Source organism: Pseudomonas sp. PvP028 (assembly GCF_017832255.1).
GTDB classification, from domain to species: Bacteria; Pseudomonadota; Gammaproteobacteria; order Pseudomonadales; family Pseudomonadaceae; genus Aquipseudomonas; species Aquipseudomonas syringae.
The window spans coordinates 2,789,892-2,807,233 of record NZ_JAFIBL010000001.1; the positions used below are offsets into that span (position 1 = coordinate 2,789,892).

Genomic DNA, 17,342 nt, shown 5'->3' on the forward strand with positions numbered 1-17,342 from the left:
AAGGCAGCAATGATCTGTATGGCTCAATCGTCGGATGTTTTTGCCTTGTAATCGCACAGATCTTCTATACGGCAACTGCCGCACCGCGGTTTACGGGCCTGGCAAACGTAGCGCCCGTGCAGAATCAGCCAGTGATGAGCGTCGAGCAGGTAGTTTTTCGGCACAAATTTCATCAGTTGCCTTTCCACCTCCACTACATTTTTCCCTGGCGCGATGCCTGTGCGGTTGCTGACGCGGAAGATATGCGTATCTACCGCCATCGCGATCTGGCGGAAAGCGGTGTTGAGCACCACGTTGGCGGTTTTGCGCCCGACGCCCGGCAGCGCCTCGAGTGCTTCCCGGGTTTGCGGTACTTCACCGTTGTGCAGCTCCACCAGCATGCGGCAGGTTTCAATCACGTTTTTGGCTTTGCTGTTGTAGAGGCCGATTGTCTTGATGTACTCGGAGAGCCCCTCTACACCCAGTTCGTAAATGGCCTGTGGTGTGTTGGCTACCGGGTAAAGCCTGGCAGTCGCCTTGTTGACGCTTACGTCGGTGGCCTGGGCGGAAAGGATGACGGCTATCAACAGTTCAAAAGGCGTGGTGTAAGCCAATTCGGTTTTTGGGTCCGGATTGTCCTCATGCAGCCTGCGAAAGATTTCCTGGCGTTTTGCGGCATTCATGGGCGGAGCTTTTCCTCGGAATTAGCCTGTGCGGGGGGTGGCAGAAGTGCTGCAAGTGTCTGCTCGGCAGCTTCGTATTCGCGCTGCAATTCCACAAGCCTGGCGGCCTGCTCCGCAATGGGGGGGTGACCAAACGCCTTGAGCGACTTGTTGAGTTGCGCGCGGCTCATGGCCAGCGCAATTCGGGCTTTTTTCAAGGCCTCATCCGGTCCGGCAGGCTTGTCGTTCCGGGCGAGTGCAACGGCGGATCGAGGCAACACGTCCCGAGCGGATTCAACGCGCTGCGACCGCGCAAGGCGCTCTGCCAGCCGCTTTTGCTGCTCCCGGTGCAGGCGTGCATTTCGTGCCTCGAAACGCATTCGGGCATGACTACGCTTGCGCTGCCGCGCCTCCTGCAGCTCAGGGGTAGGGGCCAGACCGCCGACGATGGGCGTGACCGTTGCCAGTGGCAGCGGATGCATTTCAATACAATCCACCGGGCACGGCGCAACGCACAGATCACAGCCTGTGCACTCATCGATAATCACGGTGTGCATCAGCCTGGATGCGCCGAGAATGGCATCCACGGGGCAGGCCTGAATGCATTTGGTACAACCGATGCACTCTGCTTCGCGAATGAAGGCAACCTGTGCAGGTGCAGTGCCGCGTTGCATATCCAGTGTCAGGGCCGGAACAGACAGCAGTTCGGCCAGCTGGGCTATCGTTTCGTCGCCGCCCGGGGGGCACTTGTTGATGGCTTCGCCGCCAGCGATGCCTTCGGCGTAGGGCTTGCAGCCGGGATGGCCGCACTTGCCGCACTGAGTCTGCGGCAGAAGGGCGTCGATACTGCGGATGAGGTCCACGTCGGGAAGCAGGCGAATCAATTCAGTCATGGTCTTGCCAGGTGACCAACAGGTGTTCTGTCTATCCGGAGAGCAGCATTATCGGACAGATCAGGGAGCTTGCGAATGCGTAAAGGCCCGGTATCTGCCTGATGGCAAGATACCGGGCCTTGCGTTTTTTACTTGATGCGCTGGCCTGGCTTGGCACCGCTGTCGGGGCTGAGCAGATAGATCTCCTCACCGCCGGGGCCTGCCGCCATCACCATGCCCTGCGAAATGCCGAAACGCATTTTTCGCGGCTTGAGGTTGGCGATCATCATGGTCAGACGGCCTTCGAGTTCGGACGGGTTCGGGTATGCGCTCTTGATGCCGGAAAAGACATTGCGCTGCTCGTCGCCGATGTCCAGAGTCAGGCGCAGCAGCTTGTCGGCACCCTCCACGTGTTCGGCCTTGAGAATCAGCGCGACGCGCAGGTCGATGGCGGCAAAGGCGTCAAAGTCGATTTCCGCCGACAGCGGGTCTTTGGCGAGTTCGCCATTACCGGCAGGCGCGGTGTCCGCCGACGAGTCGGTAGCGGTCAGGTCTTCCTTGGAGGCAGTGGCCATGGCCTCGACCTTGACCGGGTCGATACGGGTCATCAGCGCCGAGAAAGGGTTGAGCTGATGATTGGTCAGCAAGATCTTGTGGTCTTCCCAGGTCAGTGGTTCGACGTTGAGGAATTTTTCTGCATCGGCGGCCAGATTGGGCAGGACCGGCTTGAGGAAAATCACCAGTTGGCGGAACAGGTTGATGCCCAGCGCACAGACGGCCTGGACTTCATCCTGCCTGCCTTCCTGTTTGGCCAGCGCCCATGGCGCTTTTTCCGCGATGTAGGCATTGGCGCGGTCCGCCAGGGCCATGGTCTCGCGCATGGCGCGGGCGAAGTCGCGGGCTTCGTAGGCGTCGGCAATGCTGGGTGCAGCCGCCAGGAACGCGTCGGTCAGTTCGGGCGCGGCATTGGCTTCGACCATCACACCGGCGTTGCCCTTGTGAATGAACCCGGCGCAACGGCTGGCAATGTTGACAACCTTGCCGATCAGGTCGGAGTTGACCTTTTGCACGAAGTCTTCGAGGTTCAGATCGAGGTCGTCGACGCCACGGCCCAGCTTGGATGCGTAGTAATAGCGCAGGTACTCGGGCGGCAGGTGGTCGAGGTAGGTGCGCGCCTTGATAAAGGTGCCACGCGATTTCGACATTTTCTGGCCATTGACGGTCAGGTAGCCGTGGACGTTGATGCCGGTCGGCGTGCGCAAGTCAGCGCCTTCCAGCATGGCAGGCCAGAACAGAGCGTGGAAGTTGACGATGTCCTTGCCGATGAAGTGATAGAGCTCGGTGGTCGCGCCCTTTCCCCAGTACGCATTGAAGTCCAGGTCTGGACGACGCGCACACAGGTTCTTGAAGCTGGCCATGTAGCCGATCGGCGCATCAAGCCACACGTAGAAGTATTTGCCTGGCTCGTCGGGAATTTCAAAGCCGAAATAGGGCGCATCGCGGGAGATGTCCCACTGCTGCAGGCCACTGTCCAGCCATTCGGCGATCTTGTTGGCAACGGCGTCCTGCAGGGTGCCGCTGCGCGTCCAGCTCTTGAGCATGGCGTCGAATGCGGGAAGGTCGAAGAAGAAGTGCTTCGAGTCCTTGAGCACCGGCGTGGCACCGGAAATCGCCGACTTGGGGTCTTTCAGATCCGTCGGGGCATAGGTGGCGCCGCACTTTTCACAGTTGTCGCCGTACTGATCCTCGGCCGCGCATTTCGGGCAGGTGCCCTTGATGAAGCGGTCGGCCAGGAACATTTTCTTTTCCGGGTCGAAGTACTGGGTAACCGAGCGCGTCGCGATATGACCCGCATCGCGCAGACGCTTGTAGATCATGCTCGACAGTTCGCGGTTCTCGTCAGAGTGCGTCGAGTGGAAATTATCGAAGTCCACCAGGAAGTCGGCAAAGTCGGCGCTGTGTTCGGCCTTGACGTTGGCGATCAGTTGCTCTGGCGTAATGCCTTCCTTTTCGGCGCGCAGCATGATTGCCGAGCCATGGGCGTCGTCCGCGCAGACATAGATGCATTGATTGCCGCGGTGCTTCTGAAAACGCACCCACATGTCGGTCTGGATGTACTCGAGCATGTGGCCAAGGTGAATGGAACCATTGGCATAGGGCAGGGCGCTGGTAACGAGAATCTTGCGTGGCTCGGACATGGGGCTCGGCTACTTGAAGTGAAACGGAGACCGGCCACTATAAAGGTCTGAACGATTTTTTTCACCCGTGCGGTTGTGGGAATGCTCCTGAATGGTTGGGCGCGGTTTAGTGAAATCATGTGGGCTGCTGGCAGAACAGGTACGATAGTCGGCTGTTCCAGTCAGTCTTTTTACGGAGTAAGCCCATGAGCGCAGTCAATCGCGCAGCGGTGGAGACGATTCTTCGCCAGTACACCGACCCCTATCTGAATCAGGATCCGGTCACTGCCGGTTGCGTCCGGTCCATCGATATTCAGGGGGCACAGGTCAGCGTGCAACTCGAATTGGGCTATGCCGCCGACCTGTTCAAGAACGGCTGGGCGCACGTGCTGAAAACCGCCATCGAGAATCTGGACGGCGTCAGTTCGGCCACCGTCGCCATCAGCAGCGTAATCAGCGCGCACAAGGCCCAGAGCCAGATTCCGGGGCTTGCCAATGTGAAAAACATTGTCGCCGTCGCGTCCGGCAAGGGCGGTGTCGGCAAGTCCACGACCGCCGCCAATCTGGCCTTGGCGCTGTCTCGCGAAGGCGCTCGCGTCGGTATCCTCGATGCCGATATCTATGGGCCGAGCCAAGGGGTGATGTTCGGTATTCCCGAAGGCACGCGGCCGAAGATCAAGGACCAGAAGTGGTTCGTGCCGGTCGAGGCGCATGGCATCGAGGTGATGTCGATGGCTTTTTTGACCGACGACAACACACCGATGGTCTGGCGCGGACCGATGGTGTCGGGGGCTTTGCTGCAATTGGTCACGCAGACTGCCTGGAATGACTTGGACTATCTGGTCATCGACATGCCGCCCGGCACCGGTGATATCCAGTTGACGCTCGCGCAGAAAGTCCCGGTGGCGGGGGCCGTGATTGTCACCACGCCACAGGATCTGGCTTTGCTGGATGCGAAAAAGGGTGTCGAGATGTTCCGCAAGGTCAACATTCCGGTACTGGGCGTGGTGGAAAACATGGCGGTGCACATCTGCTCCAGCTGCGGCCATGCCGAGCATCTGTTCGGTGAAGGTGGCGGCGCGAAGCTGGCGACGCAGTATGATGTCGAGCTGCTGGCGTCACTGCCGCTGTCGATGCTGATTCGCGAGCAGGCAGATGGCGGCAAGCCTACGGCGATTGCCGAGCCGGAGAGTCAGATTGCGATGGTGTATCAGGAGCTGGCACGTCACGTCGGTGCGCGGATCGTGTTGCAGGAAGCTGCAAGTCCAGCCATGCCGACGATTTCGGTAAGCGACGACTGATTGGATGGTGATGATCGGGCGGGGGAGGTGCTGTGCTTCTCTCGTTCTGGTCAGGCGTGCAGCGGGTGTTCAGCCAGCGAGAGGTCAAAAAGCGGGCAATAAAAAACCCCGCTTTTGAGGGCGGGGTTTTTAAGCGAATCAGTACAAGTTAGATAACTTGAACTTCTTCAGCTTGCATGCCTTTCTGACCGCGGGTAGCGATGAAAGAAACCTGTTGGCCTTCTTTCAGGCTTTTGAAGCCGTCGGATTGGATAGCTTTGAAGTGCACGAACAGGTCATCACCGGATTGTGGAGTGATGAAGCCGAAGCCTTTTTCATCGTTGAACCACTTAACGGTACCAGTTTGGCGATTGGACATAGTATATCTCCTTGGACAAAGTTAACTGCGGCGTAGGAAGAGCCCTGGCCGAGACTGAGTGCAAAGAGCTGGAAAATTCATGGAGATGGTTGGATCGAAATTCAACATCGTGTAGAGATTCTCAGTGACACAAGCAACACAGTGACGCCACCTTAACCCTTTTTTCCGAACGTGCCAATGGTCTGTTGATGATTATTTCCATTCGCAGCGAAACAGCCCGGCCGGTCACGCGAACTCGCGATCTGTTGCCTTTGAACCCTCGGCCTCAGCCCGGTAAGATGCCGGATATCTTTTTCACCTCGCTATTCAGGACACCGCCATGAGCATCAAATCGGACAAGTGGATTCGCCGCATGGCGCAGGAACACGGGATGATCGAGCCCTTCGTAGAGCGCCAGGTACGTGGCGAAGGCGCTGATCGGGTGATCTCTTTCGGGGTGTCCAGTTATGGCTACGACGTGCGTTGCGCCGACGAATTCAAGGTCTTCACCAACATCAATTCGGCCACAGTCGATCCGAAAAACTTCGATGAAAAAAGCTTCGTCGATATCAAGAGCGACGTGTGCATCATCCCGCCCAACTCGTTTGCACTGGCGCGCACCGTCGAATATTTCCGCATTCCGCGTAACGTTCTGACCATCTGCCTGGGCAAGAGCACCTACGCGCGCTGCGGCATCATCGTCAATGTCACGCCGCTCGAGCCTGAGTGGGAAGGCCATGTAACGCTGGAGTTTTCCAACACCACCACACTGCCGGCCAAGATCTACGCCAACGAAGGCGTGGCGCAGATGCTGTTCCTTGAGTCCGATGAGGAGTGTGAAGTGTCCTATAAGGATCGGGGTGGCAAGTACCAGGGGCAGCGTGGCGTCACCCTGCCGCGTACCTGATTTGCGCTCCAGCTGACTAGTGGAATTGAATTAATACTCTATTACGCACTCTATCTGTTCACATGCTTTCGCATAATTCATTACGTGCGAAAGCCTTTGATCTGGAGTGCCCTATGAAGACTACTTTCAAAATCTCTGAACAGGTTCAATCTCCGCTTAACGAGATCGGGTTGCTCGCCTGGTCGTTGATGGCTCATTCCGATCTCAGCCCGGAGCTGAACATGGTCGGTGGCGGGATCCCGGGTGATCCAGGCCGCGATACTCCGTTTCAGCCAACCGAGCCAGGCGGGCCTACTGTTCCTGACGAGCCGCCACCTGCACCTGTGGCCTGATTATCAGAAAACTGCCTGCTGTTCTCGTGAGCAGCGGGCAGTTTTGTATGTGGCGACCGGCGACGCTACGCCACTCGCCACACGGCATCACCGCCGGTCACGTAGATCGTACTGTCCGGTGCGGGGCGAATCTGAAAACCGCCCGTGAACTCGCCGAAGGCTGGCAGCAGACTGACTTGCCGGCCGAGGTAAAAGCACGCCAGCCGCAAGCTTTGCCGGCCGCGCCCGTGTAGTCGATACACCGGGTGAACGTGCCCGGCCAGTACGTGCAGGTCAGGGTGCGGATCGGGCTCGTGCTGCAGGGCAAATGGCCCGAGTGCCAAGGGCTCGGGGACCACATCAATGCCCAGAGAGGCGGGCGGATCGCCGGCTCGTTTGTCATGGTTGCCGCGGATCAGTGTGATGCGTAGTGTCGAACGCTCTGCCCGCCATTGTTGCAGCGTCGCCAGCGTGCTGACCGCGTGAGATTCCGGCGCGTGCAGGAAATCGCCCAGAAAAATCAGATGATCGCAGGGATAGGCATTCAAAAGGCTGTCCAGGCGGCGCAGATTCGCCTGTGTAGTGCCGTGTGGCACCGGTTGGCCGAGCTTGCGATAGGCGGCCGCCTTGCCAAAGTGCGCATCGGCAATCAGCAAGGATCGTTCGGCGGGGTAGTAAATGGCCTTGTCGGCCAGCAGCCACAGCTCTTCTCCTGCCAGTGTGACAGCCAGATATGGGGTCATTGTTCAGGCTCCGGGCCAGCGGCTTTCTCCAGGTCGCGGACCATGCGCGCGATGCGGTCGGCAAGTTTCTCCGAACTGAGGCTTTCGCGAAAGCGTTCGACCAGCAACGGAAAGGCCAGCGGGGTCGCGCGTTTTATTGCGTGCAGGTCCAGCGTGCGGCTGTTGATCTGGCGCAACGTCAGTTCCAGACGTTGCAGGTCCAGTTCCTGACGCAGGACTTCCTGTTCGGCCTGGGTCAGCAGCATGTTGTCAGCGTCGTATTGCTTGAACACCTCGAAGAACAGCCCGCTGGATGCCTGCAGCTGACGATTGCTCTTGGCCGCGCCAGGGTAGCCGGAAAACACCAGTCCGGAGATGCGCGCGATTTCCCTAAAGCGCCGCAGGGCCAGTTCGCCAGCGTTCAGGCTGGCGATAATATCGGCTAACAGATCCGTTTCGCTGAACAGTTCAGCCTGCAATGTCTGCGCCCAGTCGATCTCGCTGGCGCTGAGCAGCTCCAGCCCGTAGTCGTTGACGGCGATGGAAAAGGTCAGCGGCTGATGCCGGCTCAGGCGCCAGGCCAGCAGGCTGCCCAGCCCCAGATGCACGTGGCGGCCGGCGAACGGGTAGAGGAACAGGTGCCAGCCTTCCCGGGACCTGAGTGTTTCGGCCAGCAATGTGTCGCGTCGTGGCAGCCCTGACCACTGCTGCTGCACTTCCAGCAGGGGTTTGATGGCGAGCATTTCCGGGCTGTTGAATTCGCCCCGCGCAGCGGCATCGAACTTCTCCACCACGGCATCCGCCAGTTCGCTGGACAGGGGCATTCGACCACCATTCCAGCGTGGTACGGCGGCTTTCTTGCCGGTCGCGCGCTTGACGTAGGCCGTCATGTTTTCCACTCGAACCAGCTCCAGCAAGCGTCCGCCGAACAGAAAGCCATCACCGGGTTTGAGTCTGGCGATGAAGCCTTCTTCGACGCTGCCCAGCGAGCCACCACCGCCGCCTTTTTTCCAGTATTTCAGGTTGACGGTGGCCTCGCTGACGATGGTCCCCACGCTCATGCGGTGGCGTCTGGCAAGACGCGCATCGGGGACACGCCAGACGCCGTCCTCGTCGGGTTCGGCACGGCGGTAATCAGGGTAGGCGGTCAGCGAGTGGCCGCCGTTGCGGACAAACGCCAGCGCCCATTGCCATTGCCCGTCGCTGAGGTCGTGGTAAGCCCAGGCGCTGCGTACTTCGGCCAGCAGCTCATCGGGACGGAAGCCACCGCCCAGGGCGATGCTGACCAGGTGCTGGACCAGCACGTCCAGCGGTTGGTGCGGTGATTCGCGGGGTTCGATCATCCGTGCTTCGACGGCGTCGTGGGCGGCAGCGGCTTCGACCAGCTCCAGGCTGTGGGTCGGCACCAATGTCACGCGCGAAGGGCGACCCGGTGCGTGGCCCGAGCGCCCGGCGCGCTGCATCAGGCGTGCGACACCTTTGGGCGAGCCGATTTGCAACACGCGCTCGACCGGCAGAAAGTCCACGCCCAGGTCCAGGCTGGAGGTACATACCACGGCCTTGAGTGCGCCTTCCTTCAACGCGCGCTCGACCCAGTCGCGGACCTCTCGGGCCAGCGACCCATGGTGCAGGGCAATCAGCCCGGCCCAGTCGGGGCGGGCTTCCAGTAACGCCTGATACCAGATTTCCGACTGCGCCCGGGTGTTGGTGAACACCAGACAGCTCGCGCTGCTTTCCACCTCGGCCACGACCTGCGGCAACATGCGCAGGCCCATGTGCCCGGCCCACGGGAAGCGTTCGATGGACGGCGGCAACAGCGTATCGACCTGCAAGTCCTTGACGATCTTGCCTTGCACGGTCACGCCGCCGTCGCCGATCAGTACCTGCTGCGCGTGTTGCTGATTACCCAGCGTCGCGGAAATGCCCCACACGATCAGTTGCGGATTCCAGCGCCTCAGGCGGGCAAGGGCCAGTTGCAACTGCACGCCGCGCTTGTTGCCGATCAGCTCGTGCCATTCGTCCACCACCACCATCTTCAGTGTCGACAAGGCGACCTGAGCGTCGGCACGGGTCAGCAGCAGCGTCAGGCTTTCAGGGGTGGTGATCAAGGCAGAGGGCAGCCGCCGACTCTGCCGGGCGCGTTCGCTGCCGCTGGTATCGCCAGTGCGCAAGCCGACCGACCACGGGATGTCCAGTTCGGCCAGTGGCGCCTCAAGGGCGCGGGCGGTATCGGCGGCCAGGGCGCGCATGGGCGTGATCCACAGGACACTCAGCGGTTCGGCAGGCGGTTTGCGTTTGCGGGGTTTGTTGTCAGCGGTGAGCGTATTGGCTTTGGCGAAGCGGTTGAGCGCGGCGAACCATACGGCGTAGGTCTTGCCCGAGCCGGTGCTGGCATGCAGCAAACCGGACTCGCCATTCTTCACCGCCGCCCAGACCTCTTTCTGGAACGCAAAGGGCTTCCAGCCTCGGGCGAGAAACCATCGTCGAGCGAAATCGGTGGGTCTGCTCATCCGTTTGAGTGTGCTCTGAGTGGCGTTAAGTCAGAGACAGCAGAGAAAGGGTAATAGTTTTAAATGGTTATGTGGCTGATCGTTCCTGGATTGCCTATCGTGCCGATACCAGGGATACCACCATGACTATCGTGCCGATGCTCCGCGTCGGCATGCCGTTCTGGACGCTCTGCGTCCTCTTGATGACGTAGAGCGTCTTCCACGCTTGAGCGTGGGAACGAGATTTGAGGGGGATCGAGACGTGTGTACGCAGCAATCCGTGCTACTTCAGATTGCCGCTCAAGAACTGCTGCAAACGCTCGCTTTTCGGGTTGTTGAGGACTTCGTCCGGGTGGCCGGATTCTTCGATCTGGCCCTGGTGCAGGAACACCACCTGGCTCGCCACCTTGCGCGCGAAACCCATTTCGTGGGTGACCAGAATCATCGTCCGGCCTTCTTCAGCCAGGCCCTGAATGACCTTCAGCACTTCACCGACCAGCTCCGGGTCCAGCGCGGATGTCGGTTCGTCGAAGAGCATGATTTCCGGCTCCATCGCCAGCGCACGGGCGATGGCCACGCGCTGTTGCTGGCCACCGGAAAGAAACGCGGGGTACTGATCGGCGACACGCTCAGGCAGGCCGACCTTTTCCAGGTATTTGCGCGCGCGAGCTTCGGCTTCGGCCTTGGGCACGCCCAGGACCCGGCGCGGCGCCATGGTGATGTTTTCCAGCACGGTCATGTGCGCCCACAGGTTGAAGTGCTGAAACACCATCGCCAGCCGCGTACGGATACGCTGCAGCTCATCCGGGTCGGCAACGCGCATACCGTCCTTGTCGCTGACCATGCGTACTTGCTTGCCATCCAGGCTCATCGCCCCGTCACTGGGCTGTTCGAGAAAGTTGATGCAGCGCAAAAAGGTGCTCTTGCCGGAGCCACTGGCGCCGATCAGACAGATGACGTCACCGCTGCTGGCCTTGAGCGATACGCCTTTGAGCACGTGATTGTCGCCATAGCTTTTGTGCAGGCCATCGATGGTCAGTTTGTACATGACAGGTCCTCAAGGAGAAAGTAGATAGCCGCTGCGATAGGCATGGGTGCCGGCGATGTGCGCAATGACCATGCCGGCAGTCGCCATGCGGCGCAGGGAACGCGCATACAGCAGGCCTGCGTTGAGGGCATGGATGCAGGTCACGGTGTCGCTGATCGGATCGATGACCTCGGCAATCAGTTGGCCGGCCTCGACGTGTTCGCCGGGCATCGCGCAGAACACCAGCAGGCCGCCGACCGGCGTAGCCACCGGTTCGACCGCTGCCAGTGGCGTAGCGGGGTAGAGCAGTTCGGGCAGCGGCTGCAGATCGCCGTCAATCATGCCGGCATCGATCAGGTAATGAATGATCGCCTGGCAGTCGCGGCTGGCCAGCGCATGGTTGACATCGCCTTGCCCGCGCAGCTCCAGGGTCACCGAAAAGCTGCCCATGGGAATCGGAAAGCGCTCGCCAAAGCGTTGCTGCAATTGCCACCAGACCAGCGTGAAGCACTCATCGAACGACTGCCCGCCTGAGTCGGTCGCCAGCAGGCTGGCTTGCGCCCCCAGGTAGCGTGATAACGGTTCGACTTTCGGCCAGGCTTCGGGCGTGGTGTACAGGTGCTCGACCGACTCGAAATCACAGTGCAGGTCCAGCACCATGTCGGCATCGCAGGCCAGGCGCTGCAGGGTCAGGCGCAACGAATGCAGCTGTGTGGTCGCCGGTACGGCATTCAGCGCCGCCAGCAGGCTGTCCCTTACCAGCGCGCAGTTGTGCTCTGCGTCGTTAGTCAGTCGGGCTTCGATGTCATCACCGACCTGAGTGCAGAGGTCGCTGAACCCGCGATTGAAGTTCTGGCCGCTTTCCAGCTCGTAGCGGCCCAGCGGGGTGTCCATCAGCACCTGTTCCAGACCGATCGGGTTGGCGACGGGCACCACAACGATTTCGCCCAGCAGTCGCCCGGCGTTTTCCAGTTCGGCCAGACGCTGCTTCAGGTACCAGGCCACCAGCATGCCCGGTAGCTCGTCGGCATGCAGCGACGCCTGAATATAGACTTTGCCGGCGCCGTTTTGCGGCCCGTAATGAAAGCTGTGGATTTGCCGGCCAGTGCCGGGCACTGGCGACAGCAAGTCATGGGGGTGATGGCGCATGTTCAGTCCTGATTAATGGGCCGGGCCGAGAAAGGCCAGCCAGCGGCGTTCGGCAAGGCGGAACAGCCCGACCAGAATGAACGTCACGGTCAGGTACATGACGGCGGCGATACCGAAGGACTGGAAGGTCATGAAAGTGGCGGAGTTGGCATCCCGCGCCACTTTCAGGATGTCCGGCACCGTGGCGGTAAAGGCCACAGTGGTCGAGTGCAGCATCAGGATCACTTCGTTGCTGTAATACGGCAGTGAACGGCGCAGCACCGACGGCATGATCACGTAGGCATAAAGCTTCCAGCCGGTCAGGCCGTAGGCCTTGGCCGCTTCGACTTCGCCGTGGGCCATGCTGCGGATCGCCCCGGCAAAGATCTCCGTGGTGTAGGCGCAGGTGTTCAGGGTGAAGGCCAGGATCGTGCAGTTCATCGCATCGCGAAAGAACGCATCGAGCATCGGCTGTTCACGCACCGCGGCAAGGCTGTAAATGCCGGTGTAGCAGATCAGCAGCTGTATATAGAGAGGCGTACCGCGAAACAGGTAGGTGTAGAACTGCACCGGCCAGCGCACCCAGCGTTTTCCCGACACCCGCGCAATCGACAGCGGGATCGACACGCAGAAGCCGATGACGATGGAGGCGCTGAGCAGCCACATGGTCATCGCCAGGCCGGTCACGTTGACGCCATCCGTATAAAGGAAGGGTTTCCAGTATTCCTGCAGCAGTTCGATCATCGCTGTGCCTCCCGGCTGCCTGCGGCGTAATACCGCTCAGCCCAACGCAGGGCGAAGTTCGAGGCGCTGGTGATCAGCAGGTAAATCAGTGCCGCCAGCACCAGAAAGTAGAACAGCTGATAGGTGCTCTTGCCCGCATCCTGTGACGCCTTGACCAGATCAGCCAGACCGATGATCGATACCAGCGCAGTCGCCTTGAGCAGCACCTGCCAGTTGTTACCAATCCCCGGCAGCGCGTAACGCATCATCTGCGGGAACACGACGTAACGAAAGCGCTGACCGCGTTTCAGTCCATAGGCCGTCGCTGCCTCCACCTGACCGCGAGGCACGGACAGAATCGCGCCGCGAAACGTCTCTGTGAAGTACGCACCATAGATGAAGCCCAGCGTGATAACGCCTGCGCCGAACGGGTTGATCTCGATGTATTCCCATTCCATCGCGTCGGTCAGCATGGTGAGCCAGGTTTGCAAGCTGTAGAAAATCAGCAGCATCAACACCAGGTCCGGAACACCACGGATCAGTGTCGTGTAAATTTGCGCCGGCACGCGCAGTAGCGCGGAACTCGACAGTTTGGCGCTGGCCCCGATCAGTCCGAGCAAAATGCTCAGAGCAAGCGACAGCACAGCCAGTTTGACGGTCATCCAGGTGCCTTCCAGCAACAGCGGGCCAAAGCCCTTCAGGCTGAATGCCGAGAGTCCCAGGTTTTGCATGAGTGCATCGAGCATGGATAGGCCTTGTTACCAACAAAAACGCCCACCGATCGGGCGACGAATGATCGCCGAAATCGATGGGCGTCGGGGTGTTATTTACCGCTGTAGAGGTTCAGGTCGCCAAAGTGTTTTTTCTGGATTTCAGCGTAGGTGCCGTCGTCGTGCATCGCCTTGATGCCTTTATCCAGCAGCGCCTTGAGTTCCTTGTTGCCCTGGGCAATGCCGATGGCGGTTTTGGCTGGCAGCAGTTCGCTGTCGATAGGCTTGCTGACTTCGTAGTCAGCACCGGCCGGCGATTTCAGGAAGCCCAGTTCGGCCTGCAGCATGTCCTGGATCGAGGCGTCGAGACGACCGGAGGTCAGGTCGGAGTAAACCTGGTCCTGGTTGGCATAGGCCTTGGTGGAAATACCTGCCTTGTCCAGTACGGCCTTGGCGTAGGCTTCCTGGATGGTGCCTTGCTCATAGCCCACGGTCTTGCCTTTCAGGCTGGCCGGGTCGGCGGTAAAGCCTGCACCTTTCTTGAACACCAGCGAGGTCGGGCCGGAGAACAGTTCGTTGGAGAAGTCGATGACTTTTTCGCGAGCAGGGGTCACGGTCATCGAGGAAATGACGCCGTCGAATTTGCGTGCCTTGAGGCCGGGGATCATGCCGTCGAAGTCGCTTTCGACCCATTTGCAGGTGACTTTCAGCTCTTTGCAGATCGCATTGCCCAGATCGATATCGAAGCCGACCAGGCTGCCATCGGCCGCTTTTGATTCGAACGGTGCGTAGGATGGATCGACGCCAAAGCGCAGTTCCTTGTATTCCTTGGCCATGGTGTTACCGGCGGCGATGCACAGAGCCAGTGCAGAAAGAGTCAGCCATGCTTTTTTCATTGTTCAGTCCTTAAAACCTTAAATGGGGCGTTGGGAATACGCGAAGCGTGCTACCGGCAAGTGCCAGATAGGCATTGGGTAGCAATTTCCGAACCAGAGGAACGAACGTGCGTTTGAAATGTAAGGCGTTGTCGCTATTTCGTATAAACGGCTGGCAATTGGCCGCCCATGCGCGCTTACAGGGTTGGTGTTCATCGCCCGGTACTACGCAGGGAGCTTTGTCAGGTGAGACAGAGCGGAAGATTGGTAACGAATCAGGAAGTTTCCTACAAACGATCAGGATGATTTGCCTGTTGGTGTTTCAAAAAGGTGCACGGTATTTGCCATGCGCCCTTTTGGTGCTCTAGTTCAGCAGGTCTTGCAGCGTCGCCAGACTGTCGGCTTCGGCGACCGGCTTGTCCTGCCGCCAGCGCAGCATCCGCGGGAAACGCACCGCGATGCCGCTCTTGTGACGCTTGGACAGGGCGATACCTTCAAAGCCCAGTTCGAACACCAGCGTCGGAGTGACGCTGCTGACCGGCCCGAATTTCTCCACCGTTGTCTTGCGAACGATGGCGTCGACCTTGCGCATTTCTTCATCGGTCAGCCCCGAGTAGGCCTTGGCGAATGGCACCAACGTGCGCTCACTGGCTTCGGGCGGGCCGTCCCACACCGCAAAGGTGTAGTCGCTGTACAGACTGGCGCGTCGTCCGTGACCGCGTTGCGCGTAAATCAGCACGGCGTCGACGCTGAACGGGTCGATTTTCCATTTCCACCACACCCCCATGTCCTTGGTGCGACCGACGCCGTACAGCGAGTCGCGAGCCTTGAGCATCATGCCCTCGACGCCCAGGCTGCGCGAGGCTTCGCGCTGGGTGGCCAGGTCGAGCCAATCCTTGCCGGTGAGCACCGGGGAGGGCATCAGCACCTCGCTCTGGCAGGTTTCGATCAGAGCTTCCAGTTGCGAGCGGCGCTCATGTTGCGGGCGACTGCGCCAGTCATCGCCTTGCCACTCCAGCAGGTCATAGGCCAGCACCACGACCGGAACGTCGGCAAGAATCTTTTTGCCCAGCGTCTTTCGGCCTATGCGCTGTTGCAGCAGGGCGAACGGCTGAACCGAAGGCGCAGCCACAGGAGCATCGCTGTTCAAGGCAAACTCCGCATCGGCATCGGGGTTCGCATCGGGGGCTTTCCAGACCACGATTTCGCCGTCGATCACCGTACCGTCCGGCAGGCACTGCACCAGTCTGTGCAACTCCGGAAAACGGTCGGTTACCAGCTCCTCGCCGCGCGACCAGATCCACAAGCGCCCGTCACGTTTGACCAGTTGCGCGCGAATACCGTCCCACTTCCATTCCACCTGCCAGTTCTGCGCCGGACCGAGCAACGCCTCGAACTGATCGGCGGGCTGTTGCAGCGAGTGGGCGAGAAAAAACGGGTAGGGCTGGCCGCCGCGTTGGGCGTGCTCGTCTTCGGATTCAGGCGCGATCAGCTTCAAATAGCGTTCGGCGCTGGGCCGGTGCGACAGGTCGGTGTAGCCCACCAATCGTTGTGCGACACGTTTGCTGTCGATGTCCGCCAACGCCGCCAACGCACGGGTGACCAGCAGCTTGGACACGCCGACGCGGAAGCTGCCGGTGATCAGCTTGATGCAGACCATCAGACTGCTGCGGTCCAGCTGCGACCAGAACAGCGGCAGCCGCTCGGCGAGTTCTTCAGGCGGCAGACCGCGCAATGGCAACAGCTTGTCTTCCATCCAGGTGGCCAGGCCTTCGTCATTACTGTGGTCGGCCTGGGGCAGCAACAGCGACAGGGTTTCCGCCAGGTCACCGACTGCCTGATAGCTCTCTTCGAACAGCCATTCCGGCAGACTTGCCAGGGTCATTGCCTGTTCGCGCAGTACACGGGTAGGCACCAACTGTCGTGGGCGTCCGCCTGACAGAAAGTACACTGCCCAGGCTGCGTCCTCTGCTGCCGCCTTTTCGAAGTAGTCGCGCATTGCGGCGAGTTTGGCGTTGCTTGACGTGGTCGCGTCCAGCTGTGCGTAGAGTTCAGCGAAGGCTTTCATGACTGAGCCTCACCCGTGCCTGCCGCCTCGGGTTCGCCGGCTGCCGGGTTGCTGTCTTCCTCATCGCCGTATTCGGTGCTGAAGCCCTGTGCATCCAGGCCCAGTTCTCGCAGGTAGCGCACCAGTATGCCGACCGAACCGTGGGTCACCATGACGCGTTCGGCGCCGGTCTGTTCAACAGCCCATAGCAAGCCTGGCCAGTCGGCGTGATCGGACAGCACAAAACCGCGATCCACACCGCGCCGGCGTCGTGTGCCGCGCAGCATCATCCAGCCGCTGGCAAACGCATCGCTGTATTCGCCGAAGCGCTTCATCCAGCTGCTGCCACCTGCCGAAGGCGGAGCCAGAATCAACGCCTGACGCAGCGCGGGGTCGGTCTTTTTGAAATCGCCGGCGTATTGGGTTTCCGGAATATAGATACCGCCTTCACGATACACGCGGTTCAGCGGCTCGACGGCACCGTGGACCAGAATCGGTCCGATCTGCGCGTCGATGCCGTGCAAAATGCGCTGGGCTTTGCCGAACGAGTAAGCGAACAACACGCTGGCCTTGCCCTGGGCTGCATTGGCACGCCACCACTGGTTGATGCCTTCGAAGATCTGCGCCTGCGGCGCCCAGCGATAGATCGGCAGGCCGAAGGTCGATTCGGTGATAAAAGTATGGCAGCGCACCGGCTCGAAGGCCGCACAAGTCCCGTCCGGCTCGACTTTGTAGTCGCCGGAAGCTACCCAGACCTCGCCTTGGTACTCCAGTCGCACCTGCGCCGACCCCAGCACATGCCCGGCCGGATGCAGGCTCAGCTTCACGCCGTGATGGGTGATGGTTTCGCCGTATTCCAGGGTCTGCAGGTTGATGTCCTGCCCAAGGCGCGAACGCAGAATGCCTTCGCCACTGGCGGCTGACAGGTAATGCTCATTGCCGGTACGGGCATGGTCGCCATGCGCATGGGTGATGACGGCGCGTTCGACAGGACGCCATGGATCGATATAGAAATCACCAGGTGGGCAGTACAAACCTTCGGGGCGAGCAACGACAAGATCCATGGGGCAACCGT

General features: G+C 60.2%; 16 protein-coding genes. 3 read left to right on the plus strand and 13 right to left on the minus strand.

Features of this window, described 5'->3' with window-relative positions; all coding sequences use genetic code 11:
• Nucleotides 1–23: 23 nt before the first annotated feature.
• The 3 genes from nth to metG form a co-directional block, all read right to left on the minus strand.
• Nucleotides 24–662, minus strand: a complete 639-nt coding sequence (gene nth, locus JOE34_RS12445; RefSeq protein ID WP_003363585.1) for an endonuclease III — start codon at nt 660–662, stop codon at nt 24–26.
• Nucleotides 659–1,534, minus strand: a complete 876-nt coding sequence (gene rsxB, locus JOE34_RS12450) for an electron transport complex subunit RsxB (RefSeq protein ID WP_010421077.1) — start codon at nt 1,532–1,534, stop codon at nt 659–661. Before rsxB ends, nth begins: the two co-directional genes overlap by 4 nt.
• 128 nt (nt 1,535–1,662) lie before the next feature.
• Entirely contained in the window at nt 1,663–3,711 is a 2,049-nt protein-coding gene (gene metG, locus JOE34_RS12455) for a methionine--tRNA ligase (protein ID WP_010421080.1), read from the minus strand.
• A 185-nt stretch (nt 3,712–3,896) separates the two neighbouring features.
• Between metG and apbC the strand changes: the two genes are divergently transcribed.
• Entirely contained in the window at nt 3,897–4,991 is a 1,095-nt protein-coding gene (gene apbC, locus JOE34_RS12460; RefSeq protein ID WP_010421084.1) for an iron-sulfur cluster carrier protein ApbC, read from the plus strand.
• Between the two features lie 148 nt (nt 4,992–5,139).
• Here the strand turns inward: apbC and JOE34_RS12465 are convergent, their stop codons facing one another.
• Nucleotides 5,140–5,349, minus strand: coding sequence for a cold-shock protein (locus tag JOE34_RS12465; RefSeq protein ID WP_002554837.1), 210 nt, complete (start codon nt 5,347–5,349; stop codon nt 5,140–5,142).
• A 319-nt stretch (nt 5,350–5,668) separates the two neighbouring features.
• Here JOE34_RS12465 and dcd point away from each other — a divergent pair, with 319 nt between their 5' ends.
• The gene (gene dcd / locus JOE34_RS12470) at nt 5,669–6,235 is read left to right on the plus strand and encodes a dCTP deaminase (RefSeq protein ID WP_002554836.1); all 567 of its coding nucleotides are present in this window, start codon (nt 5,669–5,671) and stop codon (nt 6,233–6,235) included.
• A gap of 113 nt (nt 6,236–6,348) precedes the next feature.
• Nucleotides 6,349–6,567 (plus strand): hypothetical protein, encoded by a 219-nt coding sequence (locus tag JOE34_RS12475; protein ID WP_004404179.1) that lies wholly within the window; start codon nt 6,349–6,351, stop codon nt 6,565–6,567.
• A gap of 65 nt (nt 6,568–6,632) precedes the next feature.
• On the opposite strand, the gene pdeM is transcribed toward JOE34_RS12475, so the two are convergent.
• From pdeM to JOE34_RS12520, 9 genes are all read right to left on the minus strand, one after another.
• Nucleotides 6,633–7,289 carry a ligase-associated DNA damage response endonuclease PdeM gene (gene pdeM / locus JOE34_RS12480; protein ID WP_209995833.1) on the minus strand — a complete coding sequence of 219 codons (657 nt, stop codon included), beginning with the start codon at nt 7,287–7,289 and terminating at the stop codon, nt 6,633–6,635.
• Complete coding sequence (locus JOE34_RS12485) at nt 7,286–9,778, minus strand: ligase-associated DNA damage response DEXH box helicase (protein WP_057445216.1); 2,493 nt, start codon at nt 9,776–9,778, stop codon at nt 7,286–7,288. The genes pdeM and JOE34_RS12485 overlap by 4 nt, the downstream gene beginning before the upstream one ends.
• A 262-nt stretch (nt 9,779–10,040) precedes the next feature.
• Nucleotides 10,041–10,805 (minus strand): ATP-binding cassette domain-containing protein, encoded by a 765-nt coding sequence (locus tag JOE34_RS12490; RefSeq protein WP_003412889.1) that lies wholly within the window; start codon nt 10,803–10,805, stop codon nt 10,041–10,043.
• A 9-nt stretch (nt 10,806–10,814) separates the two neighbouring features.
• Nucleotides 10,815–11,933 carry a succinylglutamate desuccinylase/aspartoacylase family protein gene (locus JOE34_RS12495; protein ID WP_209995835.1) on the minus strand — a complete coding sequence of 373 codons (1,119 nt, stop codon included), beginning with the start codon at nt 11,931–11,933 and terminating at the stop codon, nt 10,815–10,817.
• A gap of 12 nt (nt 11,934–11,945) precedes the next feature.
• The gene (locus tag JOE34_RS12500; protein WP_004404160.1) at nt 11,946–12,656 is read right to left on the minus strand and encodes an ABC transporter permease; all 711 of its coding nucleotides are present in this window, start codon (nt 12,654–12,656) and stop codon (nt 11,946–11,948) included.
• On the minus strand, nt 12,653–13,381 hold the full coding sequence (locus JOE34_RS12505) for an ABC transporter permease (protein ID WP_003363567.1): 729 nt from the start codon (nt 13,379–13,381) through the stop codon (nt 12,653–12,655). Before JOE34_RS12505 ends, JOE34_RS12500 begins: the two co-directional genes overlap by 4 nt.
• 77 nt (nt 13,382–13,458) lie before the next feature.
• Complete coding sequence (locus JOE34_RS12510) at nt 13,459–14,241, minus strand: transporter substrate-binding domain-containing protein (RefSeq protein ID WP_004404158.1); 783 nt, start codon at nt 14,239–14,241, stop codon at nt 13,459–13,461.
• A gap of 343 nt (nt 14,242–14,584) precedes the next feature.
• Nucleotides 14,585–16,288, minus strand: a complete 1,704-nt coding sequence (locus tag JOE34_RS12515) for an ATP-dependent DNA ligase (RefSeq protein WP_209995837.1) — start codon at nt 16,286–16,288, stop codon at nt 14,585–14,587.
• Nucleotides 16,285–17,331: a ligase-associated DNA damage response exonuclease gene (locus tag JOE34_RS12520; RefSeq protein ID WP_003402302.1), complete on the minus strand. Its 1,047-nt coding sequence runs from the start codon at nt 17,329–17,331 to the stop codon at nt 16,285–16,287. Before JOE34_RS12520 ends, JOE34_RS12515 begins: the two co-directional genes overlap by 4 nt.
• Between the last annotated feature and the right edge of the window lie 11 nt (nt 17,332–17,342).